This is a genomic window from Deinococcus sp., from assembly GCF_025362455.1.
Taxonomy (GTDB): Bacteria; Deinococcota; Deinococci; order Deinococcales; family Deinococcaceae; genus Deinococcus.
Map to the genome: position 1 here is coordinate 1 of NZ_JANYGJ010000104.1, position 16585 is coordinate 16585.

Annotated in this window: 15 protein-coding genes; 11 read left to right on the top strand and 4 right to left on the bottom strand. The window is 67.6% G+C overall.

The features are described from left to right. The coding region (locus tag Q0R23_RS07965; RefSeq protein ID WP_293911936.1) for an MG2 domain-containing protein at positions 1 to 3029 on the bottom strand (3029 nt) is incomplete at its 3' end. Positions 3030 to 3212: 183 nt separating this feature from the next. Further along, a complete protein-coding gene (locus Q0R23_RS07970) occupies positions 3213 to 4016 on the bottom strand; it encodes a DUF1175 family protein (protein ID WP_293911937.1) in 804 nt (267 codons plus the stop codon). A 339-nt stretch (positions 4017 to 4355) separates the two neighbouring features. Here Q0R23_RS07970 and Q0R23_RS07975 point away from each other — a divergent pair, with 339 nt between their 5' ends. The 4 genes from Q0R23_RS07975 to Q0R23_RS07990 are packed head-to-tail and all read left to right on the top strand — an operon-like array spanning position 4356 to position 7985. Continuing rightward, positions 4356 to 5534 (top strand): type III polyketide synthase, encoded by a 1179-nt coding sequence (locus tag Q0R23_RS07975; RefSeq protein WP_293911938.1) that lies wholly within the window; start codon positions 4356 to 4358, stop codon positions 5532 to 5534. Then, positions 5534 to 6247, top strand: a complete 714-nt coding sequence (locus Q0R23_RS07980; protein ID WP_293911940.1) for a class I SAM-dependent methyltransferase — start codon at positions 5534 to 5536, stop codon at positions 6245 to 6247. The genes Q0R23_RS07975 and Q0R23_RS07980 overlap by 1 nt, the downstream gene beginning before the upstream one ends. Next, positions 6244 to 7410 (top strand): NAD(P)/FAD-dependent oxidoreductase, encoded by a 1167-nt coding sequence (locus Q0R23_RS07985; RefSeq protein WP_293911941.1) that lies wholly within the window; start codon positions 6244 to 6246, stop codon positions 7408 to 7410. The genes Q0R23_RS07980 and Q0R23_RS07985 overlap by 4 nt, the downstream gene beginning before the upstream one ends. A 44-nt stretch (positions 7411 to 7454) precedes the next feature. Beyond that, entirely contained in the window at positions 7455 to 7985 is a 531-nt protein-coding gene (locus tag Q0R23_RS07990) for a hypothetical protein (protein WP_293911943.1), read from the top strand. Here the strand turns inward: Q0R23_RS07990 and Q0R23_RS07995 are convergent. Continuing rightward, positions 7958 to 9241: a glycosyltransferase gene (locus Q0R23_RS07995; protein ID WP_293911945.1), complete on the bottom strand. Its 1284-nt coding sequence runs from the start codon at positions 9239 to 9241 to the stop codon at positions 7958 to 7960. The two genes, Q0R23_RS07990 and Q0R23_RS07995, sit on opposite strands and share 28 nt — an antisense overlap. Before the next feature lie 209 nt (positions 9242 to 9450). Here Q0R23_RS07995 and Q0R23_RS08000 point away from each other — a divergent pair, with 209 nt between their 5' ends. The 3 genes from Q0R23_RS08000 to Q0R23_RS08010 all read left to right on the top strand — a co-directional run bounded on the left by Q0R23_RS08000 (position 9451) and on the right by Q0R23_RS08010 (position 11026). Beyond that, entirely contained in the window at positions 9451 to 9984 is a 534-nt protein-coding gene (locus tag Q0R23_RS08000; protein ID WP_293911946.1) for a redoxin domain-containing protein, read from the top strand. 10 nt (positions 9985 to 9994) lie between these two features. Beyond that, positions 9995 to 10573, top strand: coding sequence for a hypothetical protein (locus tag Q0R23_RS08005; protein ID WP_293911947.1), 579 nt, complete (start codon positions 9995 to 9997; stop codon positions 10571 to 10573). Positions 10574 to 10642: 69 nt separating this feature from the next. Continuing rightward, on the top strand, positions 10643 to 11026 hold the full coding sequence (locus Q0R23_RS08010; RefSeq protein ID WP_293911948.1) for a hypothetical protein: 384 nt from the start codon (positions 10643 to 10645) through the stop codon (positions 11024 to 11026). 29 nt (positions 11027 to 11055) lie between these two features. Here the strand turns inward: Q0R23_RS08010 and Q0R23_RS08015 are convergent, their stop codons facing one another. After that, complete coding sequence (locus Q0R23_RS08015; RefSeq protein WP_293911950.1) at positions 11056 to 11970, bottom strand: SDR family oxidoreductase; 915 nt, start codon at positions 11968 to 11970, stop codon at positions 11056 to 11058. A 298-nt stretch (positions 11971 to 12268) separates the two neighbouring features. Here Q0R23_RS08015 and Q0R23_RS08020 point away from each other — a divergent pair, with 298 nt between their 5' ends. Genes Q0R23_RS08020 through Q0R23_RS08035 form a run of 4 tightly spaced genes read left to right on the top strand, consistent with a single transcriptional unit; the run spans position 12269 to position 16420 of the window. After that, positions 12269 to 12751, top strand: a complete 483-nt coding sequence (locus Q0R23_RS08020) for a hypothetical protein (protein ID WP_293911951.1) — start codon at positions 12269 to 12271, stop codon at positions 12749 to 12751. Next, positions 12738 to 14285, top strand: coding sequence for a GMC family oxidoreductase (locus Q0R23_RS08025; RefSeq protein ID WP_293911953.1), 1548 nt, complete (start codon positions 12738 to 12740; stop codon positions 14283 to 14285). Before Q0R23_RS08020 ends, Q0R23_RS08025 begins: the two co-directional genes overlap by 14 nt. 30 nt (positions 14286 to 14315) lie before the next feature. Beyond that, positions 14316 to 15671 (top strand): family 1 glycosylhydrolase, encoded by a 1356-nt coding sequence (locus Q0R23_RS08030; protein WP_293911954.1) that lies wholly within the window; start codon positions 14316 to 14318, stop codon positions 15669 to 15671. After that, a complete protein-coding gene (locus Q0R23_RS08035) occupies positions 15668 to 16420 on the top strand; it encodes an alpha/beta hydrolase (RefSeq protein WP_293911955.1) in 753 nt (250 codons plus the stop codon). The genes Q0R23_RS08030 and Q0R23_RS08035 overlap by 4 nt, the downstream gene beginning before the upstream one ends. Positions 16421 to 16585 lie beyond the last annotated feature (165 nt).

Consider the following 16585-nt stretch of genomic DNA (forward strand, 5'->3'; position numbering starts at 1 on the left):
GGGTAGCCGACCAGGTATTCGAGCGCCGGAGCCACCGCCGAGAGCAGCGAGGGCGTCAGGCTGAGGTTCAGGTTCAGGGTGCTCAGGTTGGTGTCGGCAGGAATGTTGAGTTTGACGCCCGCTCCGGCGGCGCTGCCCACCGCCGTCTGGGTCACCTGGATGCCGCGCGCCTTGACCGGCAGCGGCAGTTTCAGCGCGTCGTTGCCCGACGCGGTGCGGGCGGTGAAGGTCACGCTGGCCTGGCCGACTGTGGCCGCCTGCACGCGCATGTCGCTGCGGGCGCGGCCCTCGGCGGCGATCTGGAGGGCCGTGCCTGCTGGAGTCAGCGCGGCGCCGCCCAGTGGGTTGAGGCCGCTCAGGCTGGCGTTGGCGCGGCCCGCCACCGGCACGATCAGGGTGTTGTTGACGATGCCCGACAGCGTGGCCACGTCGCCGCGCACCAGGAAGGGCGGCAGGCTCAGCCGGGCGATCACGTCCTTGGTGGTCATGGTGCTGGCGGTGCTCTGGCCGAAGCGGGCCGGGCCAGTCGCGTCGGCGCTCTGGGCGCGGGCGGTGGCGACCCAGGTGGTCAGGTTGTCGGGGAACTTGAACTCGACCTCGGCGTGACCCTGCGCGTCGGTGAGCAGGTTGGGCAGCCACAAGATGGTGTCACGGAAGTCCTGGCGGGGCGTAACGGTATCGGCGCTGGCGGCGTCGGCAGCGCGGCCCTCCTTGGCCTGGGCGAAGGCAGGCGCGTTCTGAGCCGGTTTGGGCGCCTGGGCGACGTTGCCCGCCTGCGAGAAGTAGAAATTCAGGCTGGTTGAGGTGCCCACCACGTTTTCGCGGGGCGCGTCGAACACCTGCGAAATCGGCGTGCTGTCGTCCCGCTTGACCAGGTAGATGGCGCCGTCCACCACGCCCAGGGCCAGTTCAGCCGCCACGCCTTTGCCAGCCGCCTGCACGTCTACGCTGAGTTTGCCGGTGTCGCCGGGGGCGTAGCGGGCCTTCTGGGGCGTCACCTTGACGGCGAGCTGGCCGTTCTGGCGCGGAACTTTTACGGTTGCCTCGCCGGAATAGAGCTGACCGCCGCCCAGGCTGGTGGCCGTCACCGAGATGTTGGGGGCCATATCTGCCGTCACCGGGAACGAGTAGGTGATGGCCGCGCCCTGGGAGCGCAGCACCACCGATTGGCGCAGGCGGTCGCCTTCCAGCGTGACCAGCACCGCCGAGCCGGGCGCCGGGTTGCCGATCAGCAGCGTGGCAGTGTCGCCGGGCGCGTAGCTCTTGCGGTCCAGCTTGAGGGTCATGTCGCGGTAGTTCCAGCTCAGCGACTCGCCGGGTTTGATGACCCAGACGAAGTTGTCGCTGCTGCTGCGCCGTCCCTGCGAGTCCCTGACGGTGGCGCGCAGCCGGTAGCCGCCGGAGCGCGGGGCACGCAGCACGGCGCTGCTGAGGCCGCCTTGGCCGGTCTGGGCGCTGCTGCGCGAGAGCGTGGCCTCCGAGTAGATCCATTTTCTGGTTGTTTTGTTGTAGCTGTAGTCCTCGCGGATCAGCTCCAGCGACACGGGCGCGGCGCGGCCCACCGCTTTCAGATCGCGGGTATCCAGCGAGACGGTAATCGGCTTGTTCACGTCGTAGACGTAGCCGTCGGTACTCGATTCGACGTTCAGGCTGGCCGGAAAGGCGATCACCTGGCTGCGGGCGCTGACGGTGCGCCGCGATTCGTCTTCCACCTCGGCCTCGACGCGGTAGCTGACCGGGTTGCCGCCTGGGTCCTTGGCCAGCGGCAGGGTCAGGTTCAGATCGCCGTTCTTGTCGAGCCGGGTTTCGTCCTGAATAACCAGATCCGAGCCATAGTCCGAGCTGTTACCCGAATCCGGCGCCAGGCTCTCGCTGTCGAAGCCGGGCGCGTAGTACGGGGCGCGGGTCACGTTGTAGTTCACATGGGCGCCGCTGAGGGTGCCGCCGAACAGGTAGCGGGCCGAGATCTTGACGCTGACCTTCTCGCCCTGCACCGCCCGCGTGCGCTCGGGGGTGACGGTCACGGCGTATTCGGGCTTCTGATACGCCTCGACCTGAAAGCTGCCATTGATGTCGCTCTGGCCGCTCTCGGAGGCGCCCTCAGGGGTCAGTGAAAAGCTGTACTCGCCCAGCCTGGCTCCGGCGGGCAGATCGAGCCCGGCGCCCAGCGAGCCCAGGGCGTTGGTGGTCAGGGTTTTGCGGAACACCTCCTCGTCGTTGGGCGAGGTGACCTTGACCCGCACCGAGGTGTTTGCCAGCGGTTTGAGGTTGCCTGCCCGCCTCAGCACCGCCTTGAAGTCCACATGCTGGCCGGGGCGGTAGACCGGGCGGTCGGTGTAGACGTAGCCCCGGACCAGTGGCGCGGCGTAGCTGTTCCACTCCGAGCCCGAAATGGCCCAGTCGTCGCCGGAGTTGGCCAGAAACGTCGCCTTCTCGCCGTACTCGGCCTTCTGGAAGCGGGCCAGGCCGTCGGCGCTGGCGAGCCGGGGCGCCGGGCTGCCAGACGGCTGCGTGCCTTCCTTATCCCCCAGCGCCCAGACGCGGGCCGCCCTGGTCTGGCCGCTCTGCCTATCCGCCGTGAAGGTCTGGGCGGCGGTCTGGTCGCGCTTGACCACCAGGCCCAGCTTGCTGACCAACACCACGGTGCTGAGCCCCCCAGTACCCGGCCCCCCAGTACCCAACAGGTACACGCCGCTGGGCAGCCGTCCCAGCTTGAGGGTGCCGTCAGTGCGGCCCAGGCGCAGGGTCCGGACGAGCTGGGTGCGGGCGCCGGGACTCAGTTGCGGGCTGTGCGGGTCGCGGGTCGCCGCGAACATCGTCGCCGGATCGAGGACGCGCCGCAGCGTGAACGAGGTCCGTAGCGGGGCGTTGACCTCGACCTCGATGGCCTCCGTGCCGGTAAAGCTGCCGCCGTAAATCGAAATGCTGCGCTCGGCAGGGGCCAGCCCCAGCAGCAACAGTCCGGAGAGGGCGGCCAGGCGGGTCCACCGCTGGGGTGCGGCACGGCGATTCCGGCTGTTGCGCTTCATAGGCGAACTCCCCGTGCCCGGCCCTGGGTGGTCCGAACACTGTTTCTGAATACCTGCTGCCTTAAGTCTAAATGACAGGTCATCAAATAGTAAGATCTGTTGCTTTGCCCGGCGAGCTGTGTGAAGGTGTCGTCAGTTTCCACATGCAGGGTCTGAACTGCTTTGACATCGACCTGGTTCGTCTCAATTCAGAATTTTCCAGCGGTAGACGCCCAGGAAATTGGGGTTGCTCTGAACCGGGTGAAAGGCCCGCTCGGCGCGGCGGATCAGGTTCTGCACGCTCAGCAGCCGCACCTCGCCGCCCTCGGCGGGACTGGCTCCGGTGTGGTAGACGACCATGCCGCCGCCCAGGTAGACCATGCTGTGATACGAGCGCAGCCCCGGACGAATGAAGATCAGCACGTCGCCGCGCCGCGCCTGGCTCATGCTCCTTGAGACGCGCACCATCGAGTAGCTCGCCAGATACTGCACGGTGGTGGCGCCCACCAGCTTGCCCCGTTCGATGTCGCCGGGCACATACGCCCCGCCCGCGACCCGGAACACCGAGCGGCTGATGACCGGCATCGGGTAAGTCAGACCCTGTACGGATGGCAATTGTGGGCGTGGCAGAAATTTGAACTTGGCGGTCCAGGCCCGGTCATGTGTCATCAGGGCGTTGATGAAGGCGTAGCGCAGCAGCCCGCCGCAGTCCTGCTCAGCCTTTTTCCAGTCGGCACTCACGCCGTAATACTGACTCTGGGCCACGCTGGCGAACCAGTCGGCGAAGCGCTCCCGGTCTGCGCCGACCAGTTCGGCGGCGTCCGGATAGCCGTCGTGGTCGGTGTCGGTGGAGTCACCGTCAAGATAAGCACTGTCGAGGGGACTTTCGGGGGTGGGCTTCAGAGACGTGGCAGGAGTTGTGGAGCTGATTTGGCGTGATGCATCAGGCGCCGCCTGTACGCTCAGCAGGGCGCTCAACACGAGCAGGGCCAGGGTCTGGACACTCACGCCTCCGAGTATGGCGCCTGGGCCGTGAAGATGGGTAAAGTGGTGCCAGGGCCGCAACAAACTGGTGCCAGATTCAAGTGAAAGACATTGCGGCCACCTATTCTGACCATGATCGCTTGTCATCGCGCGAGACTATATACGAACCATCTGAATCTGATTTGGTGTATGAGCGTCGCAGGTAACTGAGGATCAAGCTGCACTCCTTCCAAATGTGGTTCAACCTTCAAACACTGTCCCAGTCGGCTTTTAGCGTCAGCTCGGATCAGCTTCACGGCGAACATGAAGCCCGTGCCATTCATTTATTACACACACAGTCAGTTTCATTCTCTAGTCTAGGCTATGTCTGTTTACCTGCATGCCATCGCCACCGCTGTTCCTGAAACGGCCTACACCCAGAGCGAGCTGCGCGATATCGTCAAATCCCAGTTGCCGGACCGGCGCTCGCAGCGGGTGGTGGGCATGATCTACAACTCGTCGGCCATCGAGCAGCGCCACAGCGTCATTCGGGATCTGCGCCTGGCACCCGGCGCCGAGGACGGCCTGTTCTACAACCACGCCGAGGCGCTGTTCAAGTCGCCCAGTACCGGGGCACGCAACGCGCTGTACGCCCAGGAGGCGCCCAAGCTGTTTATCGAGGCGGCGCGGCGGGCGCTGGAGGGTTGCCCCGACCTCACGCCCGCCGATATCACTCACGTGGTCACGGTGTCCTGCACCGGCTTCTACGCCCCCGGCCCCGACTACGACGTGGTGCGTGCCCTGGGTTTATCACCGCAGACGCAGCGCTTTCACGTGGGATTCATGGGCTGCTACGCCGCCTTTCCGGCGCTGCGGATGGCCAGAGCCTTCTGTGAGGCGCAGCCCGGCGCCGTGGTGCTGGTCGTCTGCGCTGAGCTGTGCACCATCCACATCCGCATCGAGGACGACCCCGACACCTTGATCGCCAGCAGTCTGTTCGCCGACGGCGCCTCGGCCACCATCGTCAGTCAGCGCGAGCTGGGCGCCGCGCAGAAACTGCGCATGGACGGTTTTGAAACCACCCTGACCCCGCTGGGCGTGGGCGAGTCCGACATGGCCTGGAAGATCGGCGACCAGGGCTTCGAGATGATCCTGAGCACTTACGTCCCCGACATCATCGAGTCGCACATCCAGGGTGCGCTGAGCCCGCTGCTGGCCGCCGACGCGCTGCTGGCGGCTGTCCCTTACCGCCAGATCGACCACTGGGCGGTGCATCCCGGCGGGCGCAGCATTCTCGACAAGGTGCAGAGCAGCCTGGACCTCACGGATACCCAGCTCGCCCCGTCCCGCGAGGTGCTGCGCGACTACGGCAACATGAGCAGCGCCACCATCCTGTTCGTGCTCCAGAAACTGATCGCCGAGGCGGGCGACGGTGAACGCATCTGCGCCATGGCCTTCGGGCCGGGCCTGACCGTCGAGACGGGTCTGGTCACCAAGTCGGGGGTGGCGACGGCGGCTCGCAGCGCTCAACCAGAATTAGCCGGTATGGGTGCCGACGACTGATGCTGACGCCGCTTCCCGCGCTCCCGCTGCGCCACCGACTGACCGGGGCCACCGAAAAGATGGACCGGGCCGACTGCGACCAGCAGCAACTGGAGCGCACCTACCGCAATTTTGGGGTGGTCAACGCCGCGCTCTCCGGCTGGAAGTCGGTCTACCGCCGCGAGATCCGGCCCCGGTTGTCGGCCACACGCAGCAGCAGCCTGCTCGACATCGGCAGCGGCGGCGGCGACGTGCCGCGCCAGTTTCTGCGCTGGGCGCAGCGCGACGGCCTGCGGCTGAGCATCACCGCCATCGACGCCGACGCCCGCGCCGTGCGCTATGCCCAGAGTTTGTCGCCGTTGCCGGGACTGGAATTTCGGCAGGCCATGAGTCACGACCTGGTGGCCGAGGGCCAGCGCTTCAATTTCGTCACGTCCAACCACCTGCTCCACCACCTGACGAATGCGGAACTCACGTCGCTGCTCGAAGATTGTCAGGCGCTGTGCAGCGGCACCGTCATTCACAGCGACATCGAGCGCAGCGCCCTGGCCTACGCGCTGTTCGGCGCCGCGACCCTGCCGCTGTTTCGCGGCTCGTTCATCCACTACGACGGCCTGCTCTCGATTCGCCGCAGCTACACTGCCCCCGAATTGCAGCGCAGCGTGCCGGGCGGCTGGCGGGTGGCCCGGCTGTTTCCCTACCGCAACCTGCTGATCTACCGGGCCGGGGCGTGACTGGACCTGAGACCCTCGATATCGCCATCGTCGGCGGCGGTCCGGTGGGGCTGTTTCTGGCCTGTCTGCTGGCCGGGAAGGGGCTGAGCGTGCAGGTCTTCGAGGCCCGTAGCGCCGTCAGTCCCCATTCGCGGGCCATCGGCATTCATCCGCCCGCGCTGGAACTGTTTGACGCCCTGGAGCTGGCTCCGGCATTGATCGCCGAGGGCGTCAAGGTGCCGGGCGGCGTGCTGCGCGGCAGAAACGGCGAACTGCTCGGTGAACTGAGTCTGGAGGGCGTCTCGAAGCGCTATCCCTTCGTGCTGGCGCTGCCCCAGGCCCGAACCGAAACCCTGCTGGCCCGGCGGCTGTGCGAACTGGCGCCCGGCACCCTCCGGCGCGGCGTGCGGGTCGGCCAGGCCCAGCAGTGCGGCGACCAGGTTCAGCTCACCCTGCACCCTGAAAACGGTCCGCCTGAGTCCGTCCAGGCCCGCTTCGTGGTCGCCGCCGACGGCAGCCGCAGCGCCCTGAGAGCCATGCTGGGCGTCGAGTACCCCGGCAAAACCTACGCCGACACCTACCTGATGGGCGATTTCCCCGACACCACCGTCTACGGCAGCCGGGCGCTGATTCAGCTCTCAGCGGGCGGCGTGGTCGAGTCGTTTCCGCTGCCGGGCGGGCGCCGCCGCTGGGTGGCCCGCACCGACAGGCTGCTGCCGGACGCCACGGCTGCCGACCTGACGAAGCTGCTGCACCAGCGCACCGGCCAGTACGTGCCCGCCGCCGAGTGCTCGATGCTCAGCGCCTTTGAAACCCGCCGCCACGCCGCCGACGAGGTGGTGCAGGGCCGGGTGGCCTTCATCGGTGACGCCGCCCACCAGGTCAGCCCTATCGGCGGTCAGGGCATGACGCTGGGCTGGTGTGACGCCGCCGCGCTCTCTCCGCTGCTGGAGAACATCTTGAGTGGCACGTCTAGCCTGGACAGTCTGGCCCAGTTCGGACGAACCCGCCTGAAAGCCGCCCGCCGCGCCGCCGCGCAGGCCGAACTCAACATGTGGGCCGGGCGCCCGGCTGCCGGACTGCCCGGCTGGGCAAGGAGTGCGCTGCTGCGCGCGTTGCTGGCCTCGCCCGCCGCGCCGACGCTGGCCCGGCTGTTCACCATGCGCTGGGCGGCCCCGGCCTGAACCTTCGCCGCGCACCGGCTACCGACCACGCGCTCCAGTTCGGTTTGCGGACCCTGACCAGTTTGCTGACCCTCGGCCTGGCCGCGTTGCTGGCCTGGCGCCTGCCGCTGGCCGTCTTGCCTGCCGCTGTGGCGTTTCCGCTCGCCGCCGTGCTGACCCACATCGCCCTGATGCGCTGGGCGCTGGTCTGGCTGGAGTTGCGTCCGCCGCCGCTGGAGCACGCCTGGTACGCCGTCCGGCCCTGGGAAGCGCCGCTCTACCGTCGCCTGGGTGTGGTGGGCTACCGAAATCTGCTGCGCCGCGTCGGCTGGGAGCGCTTTCGCCGGGACGCGCTGGGCTTTGGCGGCACCCGGTCCTCGCTGGGTACTTACGAGAGGGCCACCCGCCGTGCCGAGTATAGCCACCTGCTGCTGGCGGCTGCGGGCTTCGGCGCCGTGCTGATCGCGCTGGGCCTGCGAGCCTGGGCGGCGGCGGGGTGGTTGCTGGGCACCACTCTGTTCTTCCAGGTCTACCCGGTGCTGCTGCAACGCTTACTGCGGGGCCGGGTTCAGAAATTGCGGAGATCGCCCTGGTAGACCGGCTTTCCAGTAGCGGCCAGGCGTTCCAGCAGGTCGGCGGCCCGCGTCGGCGCGTCGTAGCGGGCGAAGTCGTGGCCCAGGGTGCTGGCCCGCTGCCGCAGCTCCGAATCATCTAACACGCGCCGCACCGCCCGGCGCACCTGCCCCGGTGTAGGCGTGCTGGTGGGCAACCGGACGCCCACGCCCGCCGCCGCTACCCGGTTGCCGACTTCCGGCTTGTCCTCACTCTGGCCTGCTGATACCACCGGGACGCCGTGTGAGAGGGCGAACTGCACGCCGCCGTAGCCACCGTTGGTGACGTAGGCGCTCAGGTGCGGCATCAGGTCCGCGAAGGGCACGAAGCGGGCGGTGCGGGCATTGGCGGGCAGGTCATCCAGCTCGCCCACGCCTGCGGCCACCACCAGCAGGTTCTCGTGTGCCAGGCCGCGCAGGGTCGGCAGCACCAGTTGGCGCGGGTCCACCGCCAGGGTGCCCTGGGTGACCAGCACGACCCGGCGCCCGGCATTCAGCTCCGGCCACCACTCCGGCAGCGCTCCGCTTCGGCCCGGCGGCGGCAGCGCCCCGATAAAGTGGAGCTGGGGCGGCAGGTCGCGCAGCGCATACTCGAAGCCGGGCACGCTGGCCTGGAGCATCAGGTGCGGCGAGAGGGGCGCTGCGAACGGGCGGCGCCGAACGCCCAATCGCTCGCAGACGGCGTTCAGCTCCCGCACCGTGTCCCGGAAGAGAAGGTGCTGGGCCGCCCAGTGCAGCCCGGCGTTGCGCCAGCCGCCCAAAGCGGAGCGGTCCGGCAGCAGCCCCAGTCCGAACGGCGCGGTGTCGCGGCTGGCGATGCCCAGCGGCAAAATGCCCAGCAGCGCACACGGCGGGCCACCCAGCTCGCTGACCAGCAGCCCGGCGCTGAGGGTCTGCTCGGCCAGCACGGCGTCGGCGGGCCAGTGCCGCAGGGTGCTCAGCAGGTCGCGGAGCTGGCCTTCGAGCTGGCCCACGAAGATGTGGCGCATGTCGAACTGGGTCTGGCGCAGGCCGCGCCGCTCGGCCCGGCCTGGAAAGCTGGCGTTCAGATCGCGGTCGTCGAAGTCGCGGGCCAGCACGAACGGCTCGAAGGCGGCGCCTGCATCTTCCACCTCTTGCCGGTACCGGCGCCCGGTGTACCAGCGCAGCTCATGGCCCCGCGCCACCAGTTCGCGCACGATGGGCAGCAGCGGATATATGTGCCCGGCGATAGGTTGCGAGGCGATCAGGATTCTGGACATCGGCGCGGCTCCTTCCGTAATGCTCAGCATAGCCCTGGAGGGCGACCTGGAGCTGACTGAGCGGGCGTGGCCGGAACCTTGCCGACCCGAAATGAACCTGCATCGTCGCGGTGGCGTACATCCTGACACGGAGGTTTCACATGCTCATCACTGCAAACGCTGCCCGCCCGGTCCCGGCACCGCCACTGACGCCATTCAGACTTGCGGGCGTGCTGCTCCTGGGACTCGCGGCGCAGATGCTGACGTCTCAGGCCCAGGCGGCCAGGGTCGGCACACCGCCTCCGGCGCTGCGACAGACCGCTCAGGGCGGCGTCTGGCTCAATACACCCACGCCCGCCGGGTACTCGCTGGAGGCCCTGCGCGGCCAGGTCGTGATCGTCAATTTCTGGGTCTACTCGTGTATCAACTGCCACAACAGCCTGCCCACCTTGCAAAGCTGGTACGGCAAGTACCACGCCCAGGGGCTGGAGATCATCGGTGTCCACACCCCCGAATTCGACTCGGACAGGCCGCTGGATAACGTGGTGGCCGCCCTGAAACAAGGCGGCGTGACCTGGCCGGTCTTGCAGGACAACGCGCTGAACAACTGGCACGCCTGGGACAACCATTACTGGCCCGCGTTTTACCTGCTTGACCGCCAGGGCAAGGTCAGGGCCGTCCACAACGGTGAGATTTCCAGCCGCTATCCGGGGGCGATTCCGGGTCTGGAGAGCACCATCAAATCGCTGCTGGCCGAGAAATGAGTGACAGGCCATGAGGGCACGCAAAGCAGCGCGGCTGTCGGTGCGCCTGGCGTTGCTGGTCGGATTCGCGTCTGTAGGGGTCTGGGCCAGTCCAGCTCCCACACCGGCTGCTCCCGGCGTCCTCCAGATCAGCTTCAGCAGTGTGCCGGGGCTGCTCTACAACCGTGAGGGTGGCTCGTCGCTGACCATCACGTCGCCGTTGGGTAAGCGCGAATATAAACTCGGCGGCGTAACCGATGTCCGCGACAACCACTACTGGTCCAGCCTCACGCCGCTGCGGCTCCGGCTGGCGGCAGACGGAGGCCGCGTCAAGCTGCATACCCGGCTGTATGTCTGCGACCAGGCGGCGGGCCTGTGCAGCGTGCGCCAGCACGAGCAGAGCGTGGACCTCGTAGCGGGCGGCGTGACGAAGGTGTCGCTGCCTACAGATGGACCCCCAACCCCCAAAAACTGTAACGGAACCTTCATCACTCCTGCATCTTCGCGGCGCACTGTTGATTCAGCTCAGTTGGCTCAGCTCAAACAGATCCCCCGCGTCGGTCGTGGTTTCGCCCCTCACCTGTCGAGCAAAGCCGGGCCTGAGCGCTGAGTGTGGGCCTGACCTTCTGGACGGGAAACAGCGCCGAAGCGCTCAGAGGTCGATATGGAGCATCAGCATATGCATTTCACGTTCGCCGCCCGCAACACGCTCTACGGCGTGCTCGACACTCCTGACGCCGCCGATGGCCTGCACCACGAGTTGTGCGAGCTGGGCTTCGAGCGTGCGGAAATTCTGTACGGCAAGGCCGGGCTGCGCGAACTCGACGAGTACGGGCGCTATCACGGCCTGCTGTGCCGCATGACGCGGGTGATCCAGCACCTGACCCGCGAGCGCGAGTTCATCAGCCAGTACGCCGCTCAGCTTCACACCGGCCACCTGGTCATGAGCATCCGCAATACGGGCCGCGAGCACCGTGCCCAGCTCAAGGACGCCTTCGACCGCCACGGCGCCCACGCTGTCCACCACTACGGCCTGCTGATGGTCGACATCCTGACGCCCTGAGTGAGCCGAGTGACTGGTTTCAGGCCACCTCAGACCATTAACATGCCCCCGGTGCTGGCGAAGACGGCCCCGGTGCTGTAGCTCGATTCCTGCGAGGCCAGGAACACGTACAGCGGCGCGATCTCGGCGGGCTGGCCGGGGCGGCCCAGCGGCGTTTCGCTGCCGAAGGTCTGAATGGTCTCCTGCGGCTGGCCGCCACTGGGTTGCAGCGGCGTCCAGAAGGGGCCGGGCGCCACGGCGTTGACCCGGATGCCCTGGGCGGCGACCTGCTGGGCCAGCGCCTGCGTGAAGGCGACGATGGCGGCCTTGGTCGGCGCGTAGTCGAGCAGGTTTTTCGACGGCTGGCGCGCCTGAATGCTCGACGTGTTGATGATGCTGGCGCCCGGCTTGAGGTGCGGCATGGCCGCCTTGCTGATCCAGAACAGCGCGTAGACGTTGGTCTTGTAGGTCGCGTCGAACTGCTCGGTGGTGATATCGGCAATCGAGTCCTGGGCGGTCTGCTTGCCGCCGTTGTTGACCAGGATGTCCAGCCCGCCGAGTTCGCGCACGGCGTCCTGAATAAGCTGCTGGCAAAACGCCTCGTCGGTGAGGTCGCCCGGCAGCGCCACCGCCTTGCGTCCGGCAGCTTCGATCAGCGCGATGACTTCCTGGGCGTCGCTCTCCTCGGCGGGCAGGTAATTGATGGCCACGTCGGCGCCCTCGCGGGCGTAGGCGATGGCGGCGGCGCGGCCAATGCCGGAGTCGCCGCCGGTAATCAGCGCCTTGCGGCCCGTCAGGCGTCCGCTGCCCTGGTAACTCGCCTCGCCGTGGTCCGGCTGGGGATCCATCTTGTGAACCGTGCCCGGCGCGTTCTGCGGCTGCTTGGGGAAGGGCGGCTGGGGGTACTGGGTGAGGGGGTTTTGCATGGTGCTCTGATTGGGCTGCTTGGGAGTCTGGTCGCTCATGCGCTCAGAATGCGGCGCCGGTTCACCGCCGATGGTGGCAGACCCTTAAAGCCAGCTTTAAGTGGCGCCGGACGTGAATGTCTGCTCAACGAATCTGGAAGTCATCTGCACGTGATGGAGATAAATCCCCCCGGTTGCCACGGGTTCGTCCCTCTAAACTGACGCTCATGAACGTGATGAGTCTTCGGCGTCAACCGTGTGTAGCCTGTCTGCCCTGTGCAGCCTGCTCGCCGGATCAGGTCCGCGCTTGAGTTCGCAGGAGCGTGGGGCGGTCCTCGCCCTGTTGCACTCGTCTGCCGTGACCCCGGTGACCCGCCAGGTGTTGCTGGAGCGGCTGGACGCCCGCCAGGAGCGCCAGTTTCTGAGCGAGGCCGAGTTTAATCGGCTGCGAGCGGCAGCGGTGCGCCTGGTGCCCCACGACCCCGCCGAAATAGACGTCATCGGACCGCTGGACGCCCGGCTGCACTCCGGCCTGAGCGGCGACGGCTGGCGCTACGCCGACGCCCCGCCCGACGCTGAGGCGTACCGGACGCTGCTGGCCGCGCTGCCCGGAGGCTTCGTGACGCTGAGCGGCGAGCAACAGGACGAGGCGCTGCGTACTGTCCAGTCCAGCCACGCCCGCGCCTTCGAGGACCTGCTCAGCGAGCTGGCCGAAACCTTCTTCGCGCATCCGCTCACCCAGCACCGCATCGGCTACGTGGGCTTTGCCGACGCCCCCGGCTGGCCGAACGTCGGCCCGAACGAACTCGAAGCCCGCGAGGTGAGTCATGGCGGGCAGTGATCTGCCGGTGGACCTCCCCAGCGACCTCGATGTGCTGGTGATCGGCACCGGGGCGGGCGGTTCGCCGCTGCTGGCCCGGCTGGCCGTGTCCGGGCTGAAGGTCGCCGCACTCGAAGCCGGGGTTCGCCACCCACCCTCCGGCATCGCCACCGATGAGGTCGCCCAGGCCGGGCTGTTCTGGATGGACGAGCGGCTCTCCGCCGGGGCCGACCCGCTGGCCTTCGGGCGCAACAATTCCGGGCGCGGCGTGGGCGGCAGCACGCTGCACTACACCGCCTACACGCCCCGCGCCCAGCCCGACGATTTCCGGCTACGCAGCGAATTCGGCCAGGGCGTCGACTGGCCGCTGGACTACGCCGATCTGGAGCCCTACTACGAGGAAGTCGAGCAGTTTCTGGGCGTCTCCGGCCCCGAAACCTATCCCTGGGGACCGGCCCGGCAGCGGCCCTACCGCCACCCGGCGCTGCCCCTCAACGGCGCCGCCCGGCTGATGGCGCGGGCCTGTGAGCAGGCCGGAATTCGGACCTCGCCCGCCGCCAACGCCGCCCTGAGTCGCCCGCAACAGCAGGAAGGCTACGGTGAGCGCCACGCCTGCACCAACCGGGGATTTTGCCAGGCAGGCTGTTCGGTGGGCGCCAAGGCCAGCATGGACATCACCTACCTGGCGCTGGCCGAGGCGCACGGCGCCCGCATCATCGACGGCGCCTTCGTCACTGAACTGACCCTGACGAACGGGCGGGTGGACGGGGCCGTTTTTGTGCGCAATGCTACCGAGCAGCGCCTGAAGGCCAAGACCGTCGTGCTCTCGGCGGGCGCCGTGGAGACCCCCCGGCTGCTGCTGCGCCAGGGGCTCGCCAACGCCAGCGGGCAGGTCGGGCGCAACTTCATGGCCCACGTCGGGGTCCAGGTCTGGGGTCAGGTGGATGACGACCTGCGGCCCTACAAGGGCATTCCCGGCGGCCTCATCAGCGAGGACACCCACCGGCTGCCCGGTATCGTGGGCGGCTACCTGCTGCAATCGCTGGGCGTCATGCCCGTCACCTACGCGGCCCAGTACGCGCGCGGCACGCTGACCTGGGGCCAGCAACTGATCGACCACATGCGCGGCTACAACCACGTCGCGGGCATCAACGTGCTGGGCGACTGCCTGCCCTACGAGCACAATTACCTGGAACTCACAGGCGAGCTGGACGTGCGGGGGCTGCCCAAGCCGCGCATTCACTTTTCATTCGGCGACAACGAGAAGCGCATGGGCGAACACGCCGAAACGCTGATGCGCTCGTTGTGGGCCAGCATCGGCGCCGAGCAAATTTGGGCGCTGCCCCGCGCCGCGCACACCCTCGGCACCGCCCGGATGGGCCACGACCCGGCGGTCAATGTGGTGGACGCCTACGGAAGCGTCCACGACACGCCGGGGCTGTGGATCTGCGACAACTCGACCTACCCCAGCGCCCTGGGCGTCAACCCGGCCCTGACCCAGATGGCGCTGAGCCTGCGCGCCGCCGACGAACTCATCAGGAGAATCCGGGCGTGACGATCATCCCCACAGCACCACAGGACTGACATGGCCAAACAAGCGGATTTTCTGGACTACCTGAATCAGACCGGCGTGAAGGTGGCGGGCAAGAAAGTCTTTACCGGCGACGAGTTCGGCGGGCGGCCCGGTTCGTGTGGGCGCGGCCTGCCGACCGGATCAGCGGGCAATTTCATGTTCGCCACCGGCATCGAGTGCTCGGTTCCGACCATCAAGGGCGGCACGGTGCGGCGCGACCAGATGCGCGAAACCGGCCACCTGGAGCACTATCAGCGCGACTTCGAACTGGTGAACGAACTCGGCCTCAAATACCTGCGCTACGGGCTGCCGTACCACACCATCAACACCGGCCCCGGCGTCTACGACTGGACGCTGGCCGACGAGCTGATGGGGGCGCTGCGCACATCGGGCATCACCCCGATTCTCGATCTGCTGCACTTCGGGGTGCCCGACTGGCTGGGCAATTTCCAGAATCCGGAACTGCCGGTTCACTTTGCCGCCTACGCCGGGGAGGTGGCCCGGCGCTACGGCTGGGTGCGCCACTTCACGCCGGTCAACGAGCTGTACGTCACCGCCCGCCTGAGTGCGCGCGACGGCCTGTGGAACGAGGAGTTGCGCAGCGAGCGGGCCTTCGTGACCGCCATCAAGCACGGGGTGGCCGCCAGCCGCCTGGCCTGCCTGGCGATCACCCAGGAATGCCCCAGTGCCGTCTTCGTTCAGAGCGAGAGCGCCGAGTACCTCCACGACGTCTGCGCCGAGCCCCGCGAGGATCTGCGGCTGCACAACAAGATGAACCACGTCTCGCTCGATCTGATGTACGCCCACCTGCCCGACGCCGAGGTCTACCGCCACCTGCGCCACCACGGCCTGGGCGAGTCCGAGTTCACCTGGTTCATGAGCTGCGAGCCGCCCGGCCACCACATCATCGGCACCGATTACTACGGACGCAACGAGCGCATCATCCTGCCGGACCGCAGCGAGTTGCAGGCCGAGGATATTCTCGGCTGGCACGAGCTGGCCCGGCGCATCTACCACCGCTACAGAAAACCGATCATGCACACCGAGACCAACACCTTCGACGCACAGCGCAACCCCGCCTGGTTGTGGAAGCAGTGGATGAACGTGCTGACGCTGCGCGCCGAGGGCGTGCCGGTGGTGGGTTTTACCTGGTACTCGCTGACCGACCAGATCGACTGGGATACCGCCCTGGCCGAAGAAAACGGGCGCGTCAACGCCGTGGGCCTGTATGATTTGCACCGCAGTCCCCGCCCGGTGGCCGCCGCCTACCGGCAACTGTTGGAGCAGTTCGGGCAGATTCCGATGGTGCCGCACGGCGAGATGTTCGAGTTGACCACCGGTCCGGCGCTGGTCAAGGTGCAGGTGTGAGCACGAACCGACTGGTGCTGCTTCACGGCTTCGGCACTTCGGGGGCCGTCTGGCGGCAGGTTATCTCAGAGCTGGACCAGGGCACCCTGACTCCCGATCTCCAGGGCTTCGGCGACGCGGCGGCGCGGGGCAAAGCCGGTCAGACGACGGGCGACCTGACCGCCGATCTGGCCCGGCAACTTCGCCAGGTAGGCGCGGGGCCGTACCGGGTCGCCGGGCACTCGATGGGCGCCAAGGTGGCGCTGCTGCTGGCGATCCGCCACCCCGAACTGGTCGGCGAGCTGCTGCTGATCGCGCCCTCGCCGCCGGGGGGCGAACCGATGACGCCGCCGGGCCGCGCCGACCTGCGGGCCGCTCACGCCGACGCTGCCGCACTCGAAGCGCAGTACCGGGCCATCAGCCGTCGCCCCCTGCCCGCGCCGGACCTGGCCGCCCTGATCCGTGACGGCGTGCGGGCCAGCCTGGTCGCCTGGCACGCCTGGACCGAGGTGGGCAGCCTGGAAGACCTGCGCTCCGAGCTGGTCGGCAGTCGCCTGAGCCCGGCCCATCCGGACCCGCTGCCCATCCGGGTGCTGTACTCGGAGGACGACCCGGCCATCCCGCCGCAGACTGTTCAGGACATGGTGCTCAGGTTGCTGCCCCAGGCGACGGCCACCGTCATTCAGGGCGTCGGCCACCTGATTCCCCTCGAAGATCCGCAGGCGGTGCTGGCGCTGATCGGGGCGGGTTCACAGGCCGACTCAACGTGAGCCGCGTCAGGTGCGCTCAGCATCAGAGACTGTCTGGAAAGTAAGAAGTCGGGCAATACTGTCTCATCGATATGAGTAGAATCAAAGGATGCAATTGTATCCAACCGATACGACAGATGAAGAGTGGGGGATTCTCAAGCCGCTCATTCCGGCCCCGAAGTCAGG